The 14,944-nt window shown below is 56.0% G+C and carries 14 protein-coding genes; 8 read left to right on the forward strand and 6 right to left on the reverse strand.

From position 1 onward, the window contains the following. Window positions 1-34: 34 nt before the first annotated feature. From QMK47_RS15055 to QMK47_RS15065, 3 genes are all read left to right on the forward strand, one after another. On the forward strand, window positions 35-1,357 hold the full coding sequence (locus QMK47_RS15055; protein ID WP_253474813.1) for an NTP/NDP exchange transporter: 1,323 nt from the start codon (window positions 35-37) through the stop codon (window positions 1,355-1,357). Window positions 1,358-1,428: 71 nt separating this feature from the next. Then, window positions 1,429-1,929 carry a lipocalin-like domain-containing protein gene (locus QMK47_RS15060; RefSeq protein ID WP_320388602.1) on the forward strand — a complete coding sequence of 167 codons (501 nt, stop codon included), beginning with the start codon at window positions 1,429-1,431 and terminating at the stop codon, window positions 1,927-1,929. Between the two features lie 113 nt (window positions 1,930-2,042). After that, window positions 2,043-2,678 carry a hypothetical protein gene (locus tag QMK47_RS15065; protein ID WP_214510409.1) on the forward strand — a complete coding sequence of 212 codons (636 nt, stop codon included), beginning with the start codon at window positions 2,043-2,045 and terminating at the stop codon, window positions 2,676-2,678. A gap of 42 nt (window positions 2,679-2,720) precedes the next feature. Here QMK47_RS15065 and QMK47_RS15070 read toward each other — a convergent pair whose 3' ends face one another. From QMK47_RS15070 to QMK47_RS15085, 4 genes are all read right to left on the reverse strand, one after another. Beyond that, window positions 2,721-3,266, reverse strand: coding sequence for a hypothetical protein (locus QMK47_RS15070; protein ID WP_253474817.1), 546 nt, complete (start codon window positions 3,264-3,266; stop codon window positions 2,721-2,723). 96 nt (window positions 3,267-3,362) lie between these two features. After that, the gene (locus tag QMK47_RS15075; RefSeq protein WP_214510408.1) at window positions 3,363-4,778 is read right to left on the reverse strand and encodes an amino acid permease; all 1,416 of its coding nucleotides are present in this window, start codon (window positions 4,776-4,778) and stop codon (window positions 3,363-3,365) included. A 172-nt stretch (window positions 4,779-4,950) separates the two neighbouring features. Continuing rightward, on the reverse strand, window positions 4,951-6,006 hold the full coding sequence (locus tag QMK47_RS15080) for an ornithine cyclodeaminase (RefSeq protein WP_320388604.1): 1,056 nt from the start codon (window positions 6,004-6,006) through the stop codon (window positions 4,951-4,953). A gap of 50 nt (window positions 6,007-6,056) precedes the next feature. Next, a complete protein-coding gene (locus QMK47_RS15085) occupies window positions 6,057-7,091 on the reverse strand; it encodes a histone deacetylase family protein (protein WP_253474824.1) in 1,035 nt (344 codons plus the stop codon). A 119-nt stretch (window positions 7,092-7,210) separates the two neighbouring features. Between QMK47_RS15085 and QMK47_RS15090 the strand changes: the two genes are divergently transcribed. From QMK47_RS15090 to QMK47_RS15110, 5 genes are all read left to right on the forward strand, one after another. Next, window positions 7,211-7,711: an Lrp/AsnC family transcriptional regulator gene (locus QMK47_RS15090; protein ID WP_046062430.1), complete on the forward strand. Its 501-nt coding sequence runs from the start codon at window positions 7,211-7,213 to the stop codon at window positions 7,709-7,711. A 72-nt stretch (window positions 7,712-7,783) separates the two neighbouring features. Continuing rightward, window positions 7,784-9,157, forward strand: a complete 1,374-nt coding sequence (locus tag QMK47_RS15095; protein WP_320388606.1) for a sigma-54 interaction domain-containing protein — start codon at window positions 7,784-7,786, stop codon at window positions 9,155-9,157. Window positions 9,158-9,339: 182 nt separating this feature from the next. Continuing rightward, window positions 9,340-10,488 (forward strand): iron-containing alcohol dehydrogenase, encoded by a 1,149-nt coding sequence (locus QMK47_RS15100; RefSeq protein ID WP_320388608.1) that lies wholly within the window; start codon window positions 9,340-9,342, stop codon window positions 10,486-10,488. Window positions 10,489-10,563: 75 nt separating this feature from the next. Further along, the gene (locus QMK47_RS15105; protein WP_320388610.1) at window positions 10,564-12,009 is read left to right on the forward strand and encodes a hypothetical protein; all 1,446 of its coding nucleotides are present in this window, start codon (window positions 10,564-10,566) and stop codon (window positions 12,007-12,009) included. Window positions 12,010-12,167: 158 nt separating this feature from the next. Continuing rightward, on the forward strand, window positions 12,168-13,124 hold the full coding sequence (locus QMK47_RS15110) for a cyclase family protein (protein ID WP_320388612.1): 957 nt from the start codon (window positions 12,168-12,170) through the stop codon (window positions 13,122-13,124). Between the two features lie 198 nt (window positions 13,125-13,322). On the opposite strand, the gene QMK47_RS15115 is transcribed toward QMK47_RS15110, so the two are convergent. Both QMK47_RS15115 and QMK47_RS15120 read right to left on the reverse strand, forming a co-directional pair. After that, a complete protein-coding gene (locus QMK47_RS15115) occupies window positions 13,323-13,730 on the reverse strand; it encodes an ACT domain-containing protein (protein WP_320388614.1) in 408 nt (135 codons plus the stop codon). An 89-nt stretch (window positions 13,731-13,819) separates the two neighbouring features. Continuing rightward, a complete protein-coding gene (locus QMK47_RS15120; protein ID WP_320388616.1) occupies window positions 13,820-14,899 on the reverse strand; it encodes an SDR family oxidoreductase in 1,080 nt (359 codons plus the stop codon). Window positions 14,900-14,944: the final 45 nt, after the last annotated feature.

A 14,944-nucleotide genomic window follows, 5' to 3' on the forward strand; every position in this document is an offset into this window, starting at 1 on the left:
CCTTTGTCTCGTTGCCGTCTCCCCGGAGTCCCTTATGAGTGCGCCTTCCTATTTGCACCGGCTGAGTCTCGCCCTCAACGCCCGTGACGGCGAGTTGCGTCCGGCGCTGTGCGGGTTCCTGCTGTTCCTTTGTCTCTTCACCGGTTACTTCATGCTGCGCCCAATCCGTGAATCGATGGGCATCGCGGCAGGGGTGGAGAATCTGCAATGGCTGTTTACCGCGACCTTCCTGGTCATGCTGGCAGCCGTTCCACTGTTCGCCTGGCTCAGTTCACGGGTGCCGCGCCTGCGCCTGATCGACTGGGTGTACGGTTTCTTCGGTTTCAACCTGCTGATGTTCGTCGAGCTGTTCCAGTTCCAGCCGGACAGTGTCTGGCTGGCCCGGGTCTTTTACGTCTGGATCTCGGTTTATAACTTGTTCGTCGTATCCGTGGCCTGGAGCTTGATGGCGGATGTATTCGACAGTGAGCAGGCCAAGCGCCTGTTCGCCTTCATCGCTGCGGGCGCCAGCGTCGGCGGCCTGCTGGGGCCGACCCTGAGCGCGCTGCTCATCGGTCCCCTCGGCGCCTCGGGGTTGATGCTGCTGGCGGCCCTGTTGCTCGGTGCCACGCTGGTGTTGAAACGAGCACTGATGCGGTGGCGCGAAACGGGCGGAGCCGGCCGCCCCGGCGCCGCACCGACGCAAAGCCCTCGGCAACCATTGCACGGTAATCCGTTCAGCGGTTTGACGGCGGTGCTCAAGTCACCTTACTTGCTGGGAATCGCCGGCTTCGTGGTGCTGTTGGCGACAGTCAGCACCTTTCTCTATTTCGAACAGGCGCGCCTGGTGGCCGAGCACTATCCGGATCGCCAGGCGCAGGTACGCATCTTCGGCACCATTGACATCATCGTGCAGGCCGGTGCGTTGCTGTCCCAGCTGTTCATCACCGGCCGCATCGCGCCGAAGTTGGGGGTGCGTGCTTTGTTGGCCGTCGTGCCGCTGCTCATGTGCATCGGCTTCCTCGGCCTGGCGTTGGCGCCGGGGTTCGCTCTACTGGCGGCGGTGATGATCGTGCGACGGATCGGCGAATACGCGTTCGTCCGGCCGGGCAGGGAAATGCTGTTCGCGCCGCTGGATGCCGAGAGTAAATACACGGCCAAGAACTTCATCGACACCGTGGTTTATCGCGCAGGTGACGCCATGAGCGGCTGGGCCAAGAGCATGCTCGACCTCCTGGGGCAAGGCGCCGGCCCGGCCGCGATAATCGGCGCCTGCTGCGCACTGCTGTGGGGTTACTTGGGCTGGCAACTGGGGAGGAGGGCGGATAGTGCCACTTTGCGGGAGTTACGCTTGGCGGCCATCTCGGCCAGGGCATGAAGACCGTGCCGACCAGAATGAAACCCACTCTATTGTCTGCCGCGTCGTTGCGGCGAGGAAAGGTGAAGCGGATGAGTCTGAAAAATACGCTACTGGCAATCGTAGTAGCCATTGCCTTCTCGGCGTTCTCCACAGCGTTTGCGGGCAAAGAAAATTCCCTGGTCGGGACATGGCGCATGGTCAGTGCAACCGTTGAGAGCCAGGGCAGTAGATCGAATGCTTATGGCCCCGATCCTCATGGCTGGCTCGTCTTCACGCCAGAGCTGACGTTTGTCGAAGTACTCACGGATCCACGCGTGCCGGCGTTTCGATCCAACGTTCGTGGCGAAGGCACCGATGAGGAAAACCGGGCCGCGATGGCGGGAAGCATCGGTTTTTTCGGGCGATATACCGTCGACCAGAACGGTGAGTTCACAGGCAACACTGTCGAAGGGGCTACGTTCCCGAACTGGGTGGGCGCTGTGCGCACCCGGGATGACCTGCAGTTGAAGGTCGATGGCAACCGGATGGTAGAAGATTTTCGCCGCCCGGATGGGGCGAAGGTTCACATCGTCTTTGAGCGTGTCAGGTAATTTCGAAGTGTCGCGTGCAACCCGATGATAGCCTTTTGCTTTTAAGCGGATCTCGCTAGAATTCGTCCCCCTCTCTGTGAGCGGCACTAGTCAAATTACGCAAGGAAGTCGATATGCAATTTGCAAAAGCCATAGGCCTCGCCTTGGCCTTGAGCCTGAGTGGATGCGCCAGTTTCACCAAAGATGAAGTAGCCCCCGTGAATCTGCCTTCGATGGCCAGCTACTCGAACAAGCCGAACGTCTATGTCGATTTCGATTTCTATCAGGGCGACCCCGACAATGCCAAGGCCACCGAGGTGCCGCAGGCTCGCGACATGCTCAAGCCCGATCTGAAGCGAACCTTCGATGAGTCAGGGCTTTTTGGGCGCGTGGTCTTTGACGAATTCCAGAAGCAACCAGGCGATTACAATCTTCGATTGAAGGTCTATAACCATGCGCCAGGCGGTGGGCAAATGGTCCTGGCGTTCCTCAGTGGCTTCACGTTCACGATCATTCCTGCGTTGGCAACCGACCAGTACACCATGAGCCTGGAAACCCTGGACGAGCAGGGCCAGCCGTTGGGCAAGGCCAGCAATCATGATGCGATCAACACCTGGATGGGCATCTGGTTCCTGCCCCTGGCAGGTAATACGCCCAAGGCGGCCATCACCGACACCTTCAACCGCCAGGTCAATGCGCTGTTGAAGAACTGGGTCGACAACAACCGCATAAAATACTCCGCTGTCGACACCCGCATTCCACGGGGCTGACACCGATAGAAAAAGAGCCGCAATCGCGGCTCTTTTTTTTGATCACTTCAACGCTTGAGTGAACTGCGGGTCGTTGTACAAGCTCTTGAGCAGGTCTTGCACCATTGGGTTGTAGTTGTTCGCGGCCGCCGGAATGGCGATCGGACCGAAGAAACTGCTGTCCCAATCACGCTGCACGTCTTTAGTGGTTTCGTATAAAACCTGATCACCTTTACGCAGCGTGAAGCGCGCAGCCACTTCGCCATGGCCGTTGCTCATGCCTGCGGTGAGCTGGCTCTTGACCAATTGAACCTGCAGCTGCCGATCAGCCCGAGGGTCCAACAGACCCGCCTGGCGGAGCTCATCGTTGATCGCGGCCTGGATGTGCAGTGGAACGCTGCCCTCGGGCGACGAAATCGGGTTCAGGCGCACCATCAGCGACCCTTGACCTGAATCCGCATTCACCTGCGTCTCGCGCAAGGGCTGCATGGGTGCATTTTTCTTGAGCTGCTGAACGTTCTGAAAGTTGGGTTCATAGCGGGTCATGGTCACACCACAACCTTGTAGCAGCAGCGCGCAGAACGGTAGAGCCAAGTAGAGCTTCTTCACAGCAAATCCTTATGTGCTTTTTTAGAAGGCGTGATTATCGATAGATGGCCCTGAGCTATCAAGGATGAGTTGAGGTTTACGGTGCCCCCAACCATCTCAGCCGTATTGGCTGGCAGATCCAGCTGCGGTTTTAGGCTTTCTGGAACAGGTCAGCTGGTAAGCAATTGCCAACCATATGAACCACGCCGGCATGACCATCAACGCAATACGGGTGTCAGGTCTCAATGCCAGCAGACAAAGAACAAAGCTCAGAAACGCGAGGGAAAACCAGGCCATTGGCACGCCGCCAGGCATTTTATAGGCCGATTTCGCATGCAGCTCAGGTCGTTTTTTGCGGTAGGCAATATACGACGCAAGGATGGTCGACCAAGTAAAAATCACCAGGATTGCCGATACGGTGGAAACAATGGTGAAGGCGGTCATCACTTCTGGAACGATGAAAAGCAACAGCACGCCCACGAGCATTAATAGCGTGGTAAAGGCCAGACTCAGCAGAGGCACGCTATTGCTCGACAGACGCCGAAAAATCCCCGGGGCGTTGTCCTGGTTGGCCAGTCCGAACAGCATGCGGCTAGACGAAAATACACCACTGTTGGCCGAGGAAGCGGCAGACGTCAGCACCACAAAGTTGACGATACCGGCTGCCGCGGGAAAACCTGCAACCAGGAACAGCTCGACGAAAGGGCTCTTGTTGGGCGAAACCTGTTGCCACGAAGTCACTGCAATAATGCAGGCCAGTGCCAGCACATAAAACAGGATGATTCGCAGCGGAATCGAGTTGATGGCTTTCGGCAGGGTTTTCTCGGGGTTGCGGGTTTCGGCGGCGGCGGTACCGATCAGTTCGGTGCCGGCAAATGAGAAGATCGCCATCTGGAAACCGGCAAAGAAACCGAACAGGCCGTTGGGGAAGGCCGCTTGTTTATCCAGCAGATGGTTCAGCGATGCAGTAACACCGCTGGGTGAGACAAAGGAGCTGGCAATCAGCACCATGCTGACGCCAATCAGGGTGATGACGGCAATGATCTTGATGATCGCGAACCAGAACTCCACTTCACCAAAAAGCCTGACCGTCAGCACATTCAAGGCGAACAGGGTCATCAGCATACCGATGGCCGGTATCCAGGCGGGTACATCGGGGAACCAATACTGAAAAAATCCGCCGACCACAACGCAATCGCCTATCACCGCCACGCTCCAACTCAGCCAATACGACCAGCCAAGAAAGAATGCCGCGCGCGGGCCGAGGTAGGCACCGGCAAAATCCGCGAAGGTTTTGAAGTTCAAGTTGGAGAGCAGCATTTCGCCCATGGCACGCATGACGAAATAAACGAACAGACCGATGATCATGTAGATAAGGATGATCGACGTGCCCGAGAGGGCGATGATCTTCCCGGAACCCATGAACAGACCGGTACCGATGGCGCCTCCCATGGCCATTAACTGAATGTGACGATTGCTGAGGGTGCGCTGCAGCGCGGGCTGTTCAATCAGCCCTGAGGGAGTCGATTTCATTACAAAACCTCTTGATTTTATGTTTTTGAGTTTTGGCAGAAAAGTGGTGTCTTGCGTTTTTGTTAGAGATGCAACGGCTACTGACGGTGGTTTGCGGATAGCGAGATTTGCCGCGTACCCACAGTGGTGCGTAGCCCCTTGGCACTTTGCTCAGGGGCATCGCCTAGGGTTTTCAGCTCACTGTGCGCAGGCGTGAGGGGACGATTGCTGGCTGCTGGTCCAGGATCTGGTAGAGGTCTTTTATGTTGGCAGGCCTCGGCACCAGATGGATGTGCTCACCGATTGCATGCTCTTGGGCCAGGTCTAGCACGTAGCGCAGTGACGAAAAGTCTTCGAGGGCAAAACCGACCGAATCGAACACGGTGACCTGCGCGTCGTTCTCGCGACCCTTGATTTCGCCCTGAACAATCCGGAAAAACTCGACGACGGGAAAGTCGGCTTCCAATTGCTGGATGTCACCTTCAATCCGGGTCTGAGGTTCAAATTCAACGATGACCCGGGCATTGCGCAAGATCTCGGCGTGCAGCTCGGTTTTCCCCGGACAGTCACCCCCTACGGCATTGATATGCATGCCGGGCTCGATCATCTCGGGCGTCAGGATCGTTGCGTAGGCTTTATCTGCAGTGACCGTGGTGACGATGTCTGCGCCCTTGACCGCTTCTTGCACCGAGCCGGCCAGGATCACTTCAAGATCCGGGAACGCGGCCAGGTTGCGCTTCAACTTAAACGAGGCGTCGCGATCGATATCGAATATGCGCAGTTCCTTGATCGATAGCATTTCATGGAAGGCGAGGGCCTGAAATTCGCTCTGGGCACCATTGCCGATGATTGCCATGATGCGGGCATCCGGGCGCGCCAGGGACTTCGCGACCAAGGCGGAGGTCGCCGCAGTGCGCACAGCGGTGGTCAGCGTCAGTTCACTGAGCAGGGTTGGATAGCCGCTGTGGACATCGGCCAGGACACCAAAGGCCATGACCGTCAGCAAGTTGCTTTGACCGTTGTCCGGATGACCATTGACGTATTTGAACGAATACTGCTGGCCATCGTCGGTCGGCATCAACTCGATCACACCCTTGGCCGAATGATTGGCGGTGCGAGGCGACTTATCAAACTGCGCCCAACGTGAATAATCGGCTTCGATGTAACCCGCCATTTCGCGGATTGCGCGACGGATGCCCACCGTGGCGAACAGGCGTGCGGCATGATCGACGTCGATGAAAAGAGTCATGTTTTTATTCTCCGGTTCAGTAGTAACAACGTTGCGGGGCAGGGGACGGCTCAGCTGCGTTTGCTCTCGAAACCATGCAGCACATTGACTGCATTGATTCCGATTTCATCGACCATGTAGCCGCCTTCCATCACGAACAGAGTGGGGCAGCCCACACCCGCTATCAGCTCGCCGATGCCGATGAAGTCTTCGCTTTCCAGCAGGAAGTGGCTGATGGGGTCGTCCTTGAACGTGTCGACGCCAAGTGAAATAACCAGCACTTCAGGGGCGAATTGCTGGAGTTTCCTGCAGGCGTGGAGCAGGGCATTGCGATAGCTTTCCCAGGTGGTGTTTTTCGGCAACGGGTAGTTGAGGTTGTAACCTTCGCCATGGCCGGCGCCGACTTCGTGGCTAAAACCTGAGTAGTACGGATAAGACACCGCAGGTTCGCCGTGCAGCGACACGAACATGACGTCACTGCGTTCGTAGAAGATGTTTTGGGTGCCGTTGCCATGATGGAAGTCGACGTCCAGTACCGCGACACGTTTCGCGCCTTGAGTGATGGCCTGTTGTGCGGCAATGGCGGCGTTATTGAGATAGCAATAACCACCCATGTATTCACGCGCTGCGTGATGGCCGGGCGGACGGCACAGGGCGAAGGCACTGTCGTGGCCTTCATCGATCAGCGCCAGGCCGGTGAGGGCGATGTCTGCGCTGGTCTTTACGGCTTGCCACGTGGTCGCGGTAATCGGAGAACCGGCATCCATGGCGAAGAAGCCGAGCTTTCCGTCGATGAAAGTCGGGACTTGATCGTTGGACAAATCGCGCACTGGCCACACCAGCGGCAAGGCGTCGTGGGTACGCCCGGTCGCACACCATTCGGACCATGCGCTTTCAAGAAAACTGACGTAGCGCTCGCTGTGCGCATTGACGTAACACGACCGGTCAAATGCCCGTGGTTCGACGATCTGGCCAAGGCCTACCTGCTTGACTCGATCATGTACGGTATCGGCCCGGCTGGGCTGTTCGAACGACGGCTTGAGCACACCGTCCTTCAATTCGGTGCCGTGGTGCAAACGGTGGGAATCACTGAAAACTGTAAACATTCTGCGCATCCGTTAATGTGAGCCAGTGCAAATATTCTGTTCTGGACTGGATGCGCTTTCTTTGCTTTATATTCGTGGTTTGCTAGATTTTTCGGGCGTTTTTACTCAGGAATTGCGAAATGCAGAAAAAATCATCCAAACGCATCAGCCTCGACGAGACGGACCTGGCGATACTCACATTGCTGCAAGATGATGCGAGCATTTCCAACGCCGAGCTCAGTGAACGCCTGTCGTTAAGCCTCACGCCTTGCTGGCGCCGGCGTAAGCGAATGGAGGAAGCGGGCGTGATCAAGGGCTATCAGGCCAACCTTGATCGACGCATGTTGGGGTTGGATATCATGGCGTTCGTGCACATCCGTTTTTCGACCCACGCCGATCACGCTCCCGACGCCTTCGAGGCGGTGATTGCGCAATTGCCTGAAGTGTTGTCTTGCCACAAGATCACCGGGGATGCCGATTACGTGCTGCAAGTGTTGGCAGAAGATCTTGATAGCTACAGTGATTTTATCGAGCAGGTGCTCAGGCGCCAGGTGGGCATTGCATCCATTCAGTCGAGCCTGGCGTTACGCGAGGTCAAGACCAGTAGCCGGATTGCGATACCCAAATCGAGCAAGGAGTGAGTGGGTTAACGATTTTCTCCTCTGCACAACTTTTATACTTAACTGCTCCGCCCCCTCGAAGGAACGTCCCCGGTGAATGTCAACGACGCCAGTTTCGAAGAACTGCTCAACGCTTTGCATGACGGCGTCTACATCACTGATGGCGACGGCAAGACGCTGAAGGTCAATCAAGCCTATGAGCGCCTGAGCGGACTCAGTGGTGGCGATCTCATCGGTCGACCCATGCAGGAGCTGGTGAAGGAGGGCGTTATCTCGCAATCGGCCACGCTGCGGGTATTGCAGGGAGGTCGGCCGGTGTCGGTGATGCAGAGCCTGAGTCAGGGCAAGAAACTGCTCGTCAGCGCCACGCCGATTCTCGACGCTGAAAACCGGATTTCATATGTTGTCAGTACCGTACGCGACATGACTGAATTGCTGCGCATGAAACACGAGCGCGATGAGTTGCAACAGCTTAAGCAACTGCGCAACAGCACCGCCAAACTTCATGCTGGCCAACGAGACAAACTCCTGAGTTCTCCGCTTATGGCCGATCAGGAGGTTTCCGGCCGTGTCTTCTCGCTGGCCCGGCAGGTAGCCAGCAGTTCGGTGAAGGTTTTGCTCCAGGGCGAAACCGGCGTCGGAAAGACCCTCGTAGCGCAATTCATCCACAACGCCAGCCCGCGTGCCAGTGAGCCATTTCTCGCCCTCAACTGCGGTGCGCTGCCCGAGAATCTGATCGAAGCCGAGCTGTTTGGCTATGCACCCGGTGCGTTCACAGGTGCAGGTCCCAAAGGCAAGCGTGGCCTGCTGGAGCTGGCGCATCACGGAACATTGTTTCTCGATGAAATTGGTGATTTGCCGCTGCCGGTGCAGGTCAAGTTACTCAAGGTCATCGAAGAAAATCGCTTCATTCCGGTCGGGGGCCTGGAGCTGAAGGAGGTCGATGTACGCATCATCAGCGCCACCCACCACGACCTCAAAAAGCTGGTGGCAGAAGGTCGTTTTCGGGCTGATCTGTATTACCGGCTCAACGTGGTGCCGATCAACATTCCGGCCCTGCGCGAGCGCCGGGAGGAGATTGCTCCGCTGCTGCATTACTACCTGGACAGATTCAATGTCCGTTATGAACGCCAGGTGCAATGGGGGCTCGAAGCCCTCGACCTGATGTGCGACTACGACTGGCCTGGCAACATCCGTGAGCTGATCAACATAGTTGAGCGCCTGGTGGTGACCAATCAGACTGGGACTATTGAGGCGCTTGATATGCCTGAGGAGATCCTTAACCTCAATCCACTGAATACCAATGACACCGGCTTGCCGCTGCGCAAGGTATTGGAAAACGCCGAGCGCAATGCGATTCGTGGCGCGCTGCGTGCGCACAAGACCACGCGGCTTGCAGCCAAGGCCTTGGGCGTGAGTCAGGCGACCGTGGTGCAGAAAATGAAACGTTGGGAACATTCTGATTAGGATTCTAATCAGCCCCGATTAAACCGATCAGAAAACTAATCGGGACTGACCGGTAAAAAACCTTCTTCTTTCGTGTGAATCGCGTAAAGGCCCACGCCACGGGGCTTCGCGGGTATTGGCACGTCTTTCGCTAACTCGTATGGCACGTCTTCCAATAAAACAACATCAACTGGACGAGCCCGATGAACATCTCTGCTTTCAAAATCGCGAACAAATTGATCACTGGACAAGGTGCTATCGAGCAGCTTTCAGCTGAACTGACTCGCCTGGATGTCCAAAACCCGCTGATCGTCACCGACGTCATTCTGTTGAAGTCCGGCACTGTTGATCTGGCGCTGGCGCAACTGGGCGGTCGCCGTTACGGCGTCTTCGATCAAGTCAAACCTGAGCCGGAAATTGCCATCGTCGAGGACTGCACCCGCGCCTATCGCGAGGGCAGCCACGACGGCTTGATTGCTGTGGGCGGTGGTAGTGCTATCGATATCGCCAAGGGCGTCGCGGCGTATGCCGGTCATGGAGGTCCGCTGACCGAACTGTTTGGTGTCGACCTGGTGAAACGTAAAGGCCCTGCGTTGATTGCTATCCCAACGACCGCCGGCACGGGTTCGGAGGTTACCAACGTAGCGATTTTTTCTGACAAGCAAGCGCAGTTGAAGAAAGGCATTGTCAGCGACTACCTACTACCCGACGTGGCGCTGGTTTGCCCGACCATGACACTGACCTGTCCACGCAGTGTGACGGCAGCCAGTGGCGTCGACGCGCTGGTGCATGCGGTCGAGTCCTATCTTTCGCTCAACGCCTCGCTAATCACGGATGCCATCGCGTTGGGCGCTATCAAACTGATTGCCAAGGCGCTGCCGAAGGCTTATGCCAATCCATCCAACCTGCAAGCTCGGGAGGACATGGCCACTGGCAGCCTGATGGCCGGCATGGCATTTGGCAACGCAGGGGTAGGCGCAGTGCATGCGCTCGCATACCCCTTGGGCGGGCGTTTCAATATTGCCCACGGTGTCAGCAACGCCTTGCTGCTGCCGTACGTGATGGAATGGAACAAGACCGCCTGTGTCGAGCGTTTCCGTGATATCGCCGAAGCCATGGGCGTGCGTGTCGCGCACCTGAGCGACAAGGATGCCGCGGATCAGGCTGTCAAAGCCATGGCAGATCTATGCGCCACTGTGGATATTCCATCCGGTATGCGCAGTTTCAACGTGCCTGAAGATGCCATCCCGGCAATGGCCGAGGAGGCCAGCCAGATCGACCGCTTGATGCGCAACAACCCGCGCAAGCTGACAGCCGCTGATGTCGAGAAAATCTATCGCGCCGCCTATTGATCCCGATAAGCCACGACTCCCGTCCTGCGGGTGCGTGCGCCCGCCATTACAAGACCAATAAAACAGGTGAACTCAATGTCCGACACTACTGTGCAGCGGAGCGAAAACCCGTACATCCCGCTGGGTCCTTTCAAAGTTCGGTTGCCGTTTATTCACTACAAGATAGAAATCCCGGACTACCTCCAAGGCTTGCTGATGTGTGCCGTGGATCTGGCCGCCATTCCGCTGATGACCGAATTGCTCGGCATGCCATTTGAGGTCGCGCTTGCCGTCGTGATGCTCAACGGCTTGCTTTACCTCGCGCACCATTTGCTCGGTGACCCGACCGTGCCTGGCTGGATCACCCCGGCGGTGCCGCTGTTGATGGCTTACTGCGCTCAGTTCCCAATGGGCCCGGAGCGTGTCCACGCCCTGATTGCTTTCCAATTGATGCTGGGGATTTTTTCAATTGCCCTGGGGGCGACTGGAATGGCGAAGAAGGTGGTGGAATATGTGCCCTCGGCGATCAAATCCGGGATTATCGTCGGTGCCGGCTTGAGTGCGGTGATCGCGGTGTTCCAGGTTGGCGGCAAATTCAATGTGCTGCCCTGGACCATTTCCATTGCGGTCGGCATTGCCTTCTATTTGATCTTCTCCCAGCACTTCAACGAGCTCAAGCAGCGCAACCGCTTCTGGTGGAACTTCGCCAAGCTCGGCATTTTGCCGATCATTCTTTTGGCAGTGGTGATTGCACCGTTGTTTGGTGAAGCGTCGTGGCCAACTATTCAGTGGGGCATCAGCAAACCGGATTTTTCCGGTCTGTGGAGCAACTACACCGTGTTCGGTCTGGGCATGCCGCCGCTCTCCATGTTCATCTCCGCTCTGCCGACCATGTTGGCGGCGTACATCATTGTTTTCGGCGATGTGCTCAGTGCGAAATCGCTCCTCGATGAAGCTGAAACCGTGCGCACGGATGAAGTCGTCGACTACAACGCCGATCGTGCTCACCTGATCTTCGGCGCGCGTAACGCATTCATGAGCATCTTTGGCCCGGATGTCGCCATGTGCGGCCCAAAATGGGCGGCGATGCTGGTGGTGGTGATCGAACGTTTCAAAGGTGGGCCGAAGGCGATGAAATCGATCATCGGCGGTGTCGGGTCGTTCCGTTGGGGGACCAACACCGGTCTGCTGTTGTTGCCCGTAGTGACTCTGGTGCAGCCGATTCTCGGTGTTGCTCTGTCGCTGACCTTGCTGATCCAGGGTTATGTGAGTGTGCGTCTGGGCATCCTTGAAGCGCGTAGCCAGCGCGACCTGGGTATCGCCGGCGTGATCGGCGCGGTACTGGCAATCAAAGGTGCTAGCTGGGCATTCGGAATTGGCGTTGTGTTGTGCTTGCTGATCTACGGCAAAAACTTCTTCAAGGGCGAGGTGGATGGGACATTTGCCAAGGACTTGAAGATAACGCCTACCAAACCAGCCAAAGCTGTTGGGGCGGCCACGGCTATTAATAAGCAGGGAATAGAAGAGGTTATGGCTGATTGATCGGTCTAATCGCTCAATAGCGTGATTGCCCGTCTAAAGACGCTTGGTCATTGAGCGCGCCATTTTATTCGATATTTTGTATGTCCTGACTGATACGGATACAAGGCGCATTTGTTGTGCGCCTTAATCACCACTGCAACTAAGAAAAAGGGAAAATCATGACTACTGCAGTTCCTGCAATGGAAGATTTATTGAAGAATGCTCCTTCTAACTGGGGCAGATGGGGAGCGGAAGACGAAGTAGGCTCTCTGAATTACCTGACGGCGCAGGAAGTCATGCGTGGGGTTGCACACATTAAAACGGGAAGCGTATTTACCTTACAACGAATGATCGGCAATCCTGCTGGCGACCCAGTTTGGCCAGGCCGTACCCCAGCAGAACGTACGATGGTTCTCGATGAATCGAGTTGGGACAATGATCATGGTCCTTGTTATCCCGGCGGCTTGCACTACGCGGATGACAAGATCGACGCGTTCCTGCAAGGGTCCACGCAATATGATGCGCTTGGCCACCTCTGGTACGGCGGAAAAATATGGAACGGGTACGATGCGCGAACAACTGTGGGCGGCCTCGACAAGGCCAGTGTTGCACCTATCGGCGAACGAGGAGTAGTCGGGCGTGGAGTGTTACTGGATATGGCTCGGCATCGTGGTAAGCGCATGCTGGATAAAGGTGAGACATTCACTCATATAGATCTTGAGGCATGCGCAGAAGCTCAGGGCCATACGATCGAGCCGCACGACATTCTGATTATCAGGACTAATTTTCTTCAAGCGTTCTATGAACAGGGCGAGGCGTTTTATGATGGTTTCTGCGAGCCAGGCCTTACGTATTCGGAGGAGCTTGTTGAATGGTTCCATAATAAGGAAATTCCAAATCTTGTCACCGACACCATCGCCAATGAAGTAACGACAGACCCAGTATCAGGAGTAGCTTTGCCTTTGCACTGTGCTTTGATGCGTAATCTCGGTATCGCCTTTACAGAGATTTGCGATTTGGAGAAGCTGGCTGAAAGTTGCGCCAAAGATAGGCAGTATACTTTTCTTTATGTGGCCGCACCGCTTAAAGTGCATCGCGCTACCGGATCACCGGTTAACCCAGTAGTAATCAAATAGTCCTTTATGCAGGGGCAGGTTTACTCCTGCCTCAGCATAAGTTAAGCACACTGCTTTAAGCCGTTTGCATCAAAGGATGCGCAGCGTAGGCGGGGAGGAGGGTAACTCCGACGAGGCACAACAATGGTTGTTGAGAGTGGCTTTTGCCTTTGCGCCAAGCATTTTCAATAGCGCTCCGCGAATGCTTCGAGGTGCTTTCTAGTCACCCGATCCAGATCGCGCGAGCTCCTGCAGAACATCCATTGCTTTCTGCGCATCATCTTTGCCCACAAAAATGTGGTCGTGGTAGTAAGCTGCGATGACATTACAGCTGATGCCAGCATTGCCCAGAACGGTTGCAAAGGCAGCCGTCAAGCCAACGGCATCCAGCGCCGAATGGACGGTCAAGGTAATCCAGGCAGCCACATATTCGAATTCAAGACCAAGCGCCAGAGCTGCGGATTGCTCGAGGATTACCGTCAGGCCTTCCTTCTCCCGAAAGCTCCCCAGCACTTCGTGTCCCTCAAGGACGTTGCTGTTTTTGACAGTGCAGAAGACATAGTTACCTTCATTCAGCGAAGGGCTCATGCCATGGAGTAGCTTTGCTATTGATTTTTCACCGGACATTTCATAAGTCTCTATTGATTCGTGACCAAGGACTATCAGGCTAACCTTGATCACTGGTATACGTCCGCCTTATCACCCCAAGGGAGAAGTCAGCGGGCCATGCCCTTGGCTATGCAATATGAGTTGACGAACGTTGCAGTGTGCTGCAAAGACTGACGTATATCCGGTTTGGCTATTCCATGCCTGTTGGCAAATTGCTCGACCGCCTTCGTATCAAAACGAGTGGTCTGGATAAAGTCCAAGGCTTCGGCGTTTGTATTCAAAAAACGCGCGACGGGAGGAATACTCAGTAGCCACTTCAGCAATCGGAGCGGAATGTGATACTTGGGAGATTTTAAGCCAACGGTTTGTGCCACCTGCACCAGGAGTTCTCGCAAGTTTGGGGTTTGGTCATCAAGCGCCAGCAGTTCCTGGCCCACCATGGCAGGATCAAAAGCAAAAACCGCCATCAACTCAACCAGGTAATCCACGGTGACCAGTGGCAGCCAGTGCTCGGCGGTACCTGGCACTGCAGCCAGTTTTCCCTGCACAAGGTTGCGTATCAGCCCCTCCAGCGGCTGACCGTCAAGGATATGCCCCGTGCGGCTGTGGCCACAAACCGTCGCGGGGTGGACAACGGTAATCTCCCCGCCCTTGGCAGACATGACCTCCAGGGTCGCAAAATGCGCCTCCAGCTTGCTCCCCTCATAACCACCGACATGCCGGTAGACGGCAGGCCAATTCGTCAACTCCGGATTACGAGGATCAATTCCGATGCGCTGCAGATGCTCATGATTTTTCAGCATGTAGCCACCGATCATCACTAACCGGCTTTTTTGCTCAGCCGTCAACAGCGCCACGCGCTTTGCTCCTTCTACATTCACCGCACGAGAATGCTCCAATGAAAGCCCCCAAGCGAAGTGGGCGCCCAGGTGGAATACGACTCTGGCGTGCCGTACCACTTCTCGGTCAGCAAGACTCAGCCCGAGGTTGTCCCGTTCCAGATCGCCAGCTACAGCAAATACCTGGGCTGCGTTCCCTCCCAAATGGTCGACTTGCTCCCGCAGTGCAGCCAGTCGCTCGGGGCGACGCATCAACACCCGAACGGTGTGACCTTTTGCACTCAGGTACGCCACCAAATGTTGACCGATGAAGCCGGTACCCCCCGTGACAAAGCACTCCACGCTCATTTCCCTGATCCTTGTTTAGGTGAAAACTCAAGCCTAAACTATCGA

It is taken from the genome of Pseudomonas sp. P9_35, assembly GCF_034008205.1.
Classification (GTDB): Bacteria; Pseudomonadota; Gammaproteobacteria; order Pseudomonadales; family Pseudomonadaceae; genus Aquipseudomonas; species Aquipseudomonas kilonensis.

Excerpts from the sequence above, each read along its gene's own strand:
- QMK47_RS15055 (WP_253474813.1), top strand. The coding sequence starts at position 35 with ATGAGTGCGCCTTCCTATTTGCACCGGCTGAGTCTCGCCCTCAACGCC.
- QMK47_RS15060 (WP_320388602.1), top strand. The coding sequence starts at position 1,429 with ATGAGTCTGAAAAATACGCTACTGGCAATCGTAGTAGCCATTGCCTTC.
- QMK47_RS15065 (WP_214510409.1), top strand. The coding sequence starts at position 2,043 with ATGCAATTTGCAAAAGCCATAGGCCTCGCCTTGGCCTTGAGCCTGAGT.
- QMK47_RS15075 (WP_214510408.1), bottom strand. The coding sequence starts at position 4,778 with ATGAAATCGACTCCCTCAGGGCTGATTGAACAGCCCGCGCTGCAGCGC.
- QMK47_RS15080 (WP_320388604.1), bottom strand. The coding sequence starts at position 6,006 with ATGACTCTTTTCATCGACGTCGATCATGCCGCACGCCTGTTCGCCACG.
- QMK47_RS15085 (WP_253474824.1), bottom strand. The coding sequence starts at position 7,091 with ATGTTTACAGTTTTCAGTGATTCCCACCGTTTGCACCACGGCACCGAA.
- QMK47_RS15090 (WP_046062430.1), top strand. The coding sequence starts at position 7,211 with ATGCAGAAAAAATCATCCAAACGCATCAGCCTCGACGAGACGGACCTG.
- QMK47_RS15100 (WP_320388608.1), top strand. The coding sequence starts at position 9,340 with ATGAACATCTCTGCTTTCAAAATCGCGAACAAATTGATCACTGGACAA.
- QMK47_RS15105 (WP_320388610.1), top strand. The coding sequence starts at position 10,564 with ATGTCCGACACTACTGTGCAGCGGAGCGAAAACCCGTACATCCCGCTG.
- QMK47_RS15110 (WP_320388612.1), top strand. The coding sequence starts at position 12,168 with ATGACTACTGCAGTTCCTGCAATGGAAGATTTATTGAAGAATGCTCCT.
- QMK47_RS15115 (WP_320388614.1), bottom strand. The coding sequence starts at position 13,730 with ATGTCCGGTGAAAAATCAATAGCAAAGCTACTCCATGGCATGAGCCCT.
- QMK47_RS15120 (WP_320388616.1), bottom strand. The coding sequence starts at position 14,899 with ATGAGCGTGGAGTGCTTTGTCACGGGGGGTACCGGCTTCATCGGTCAA.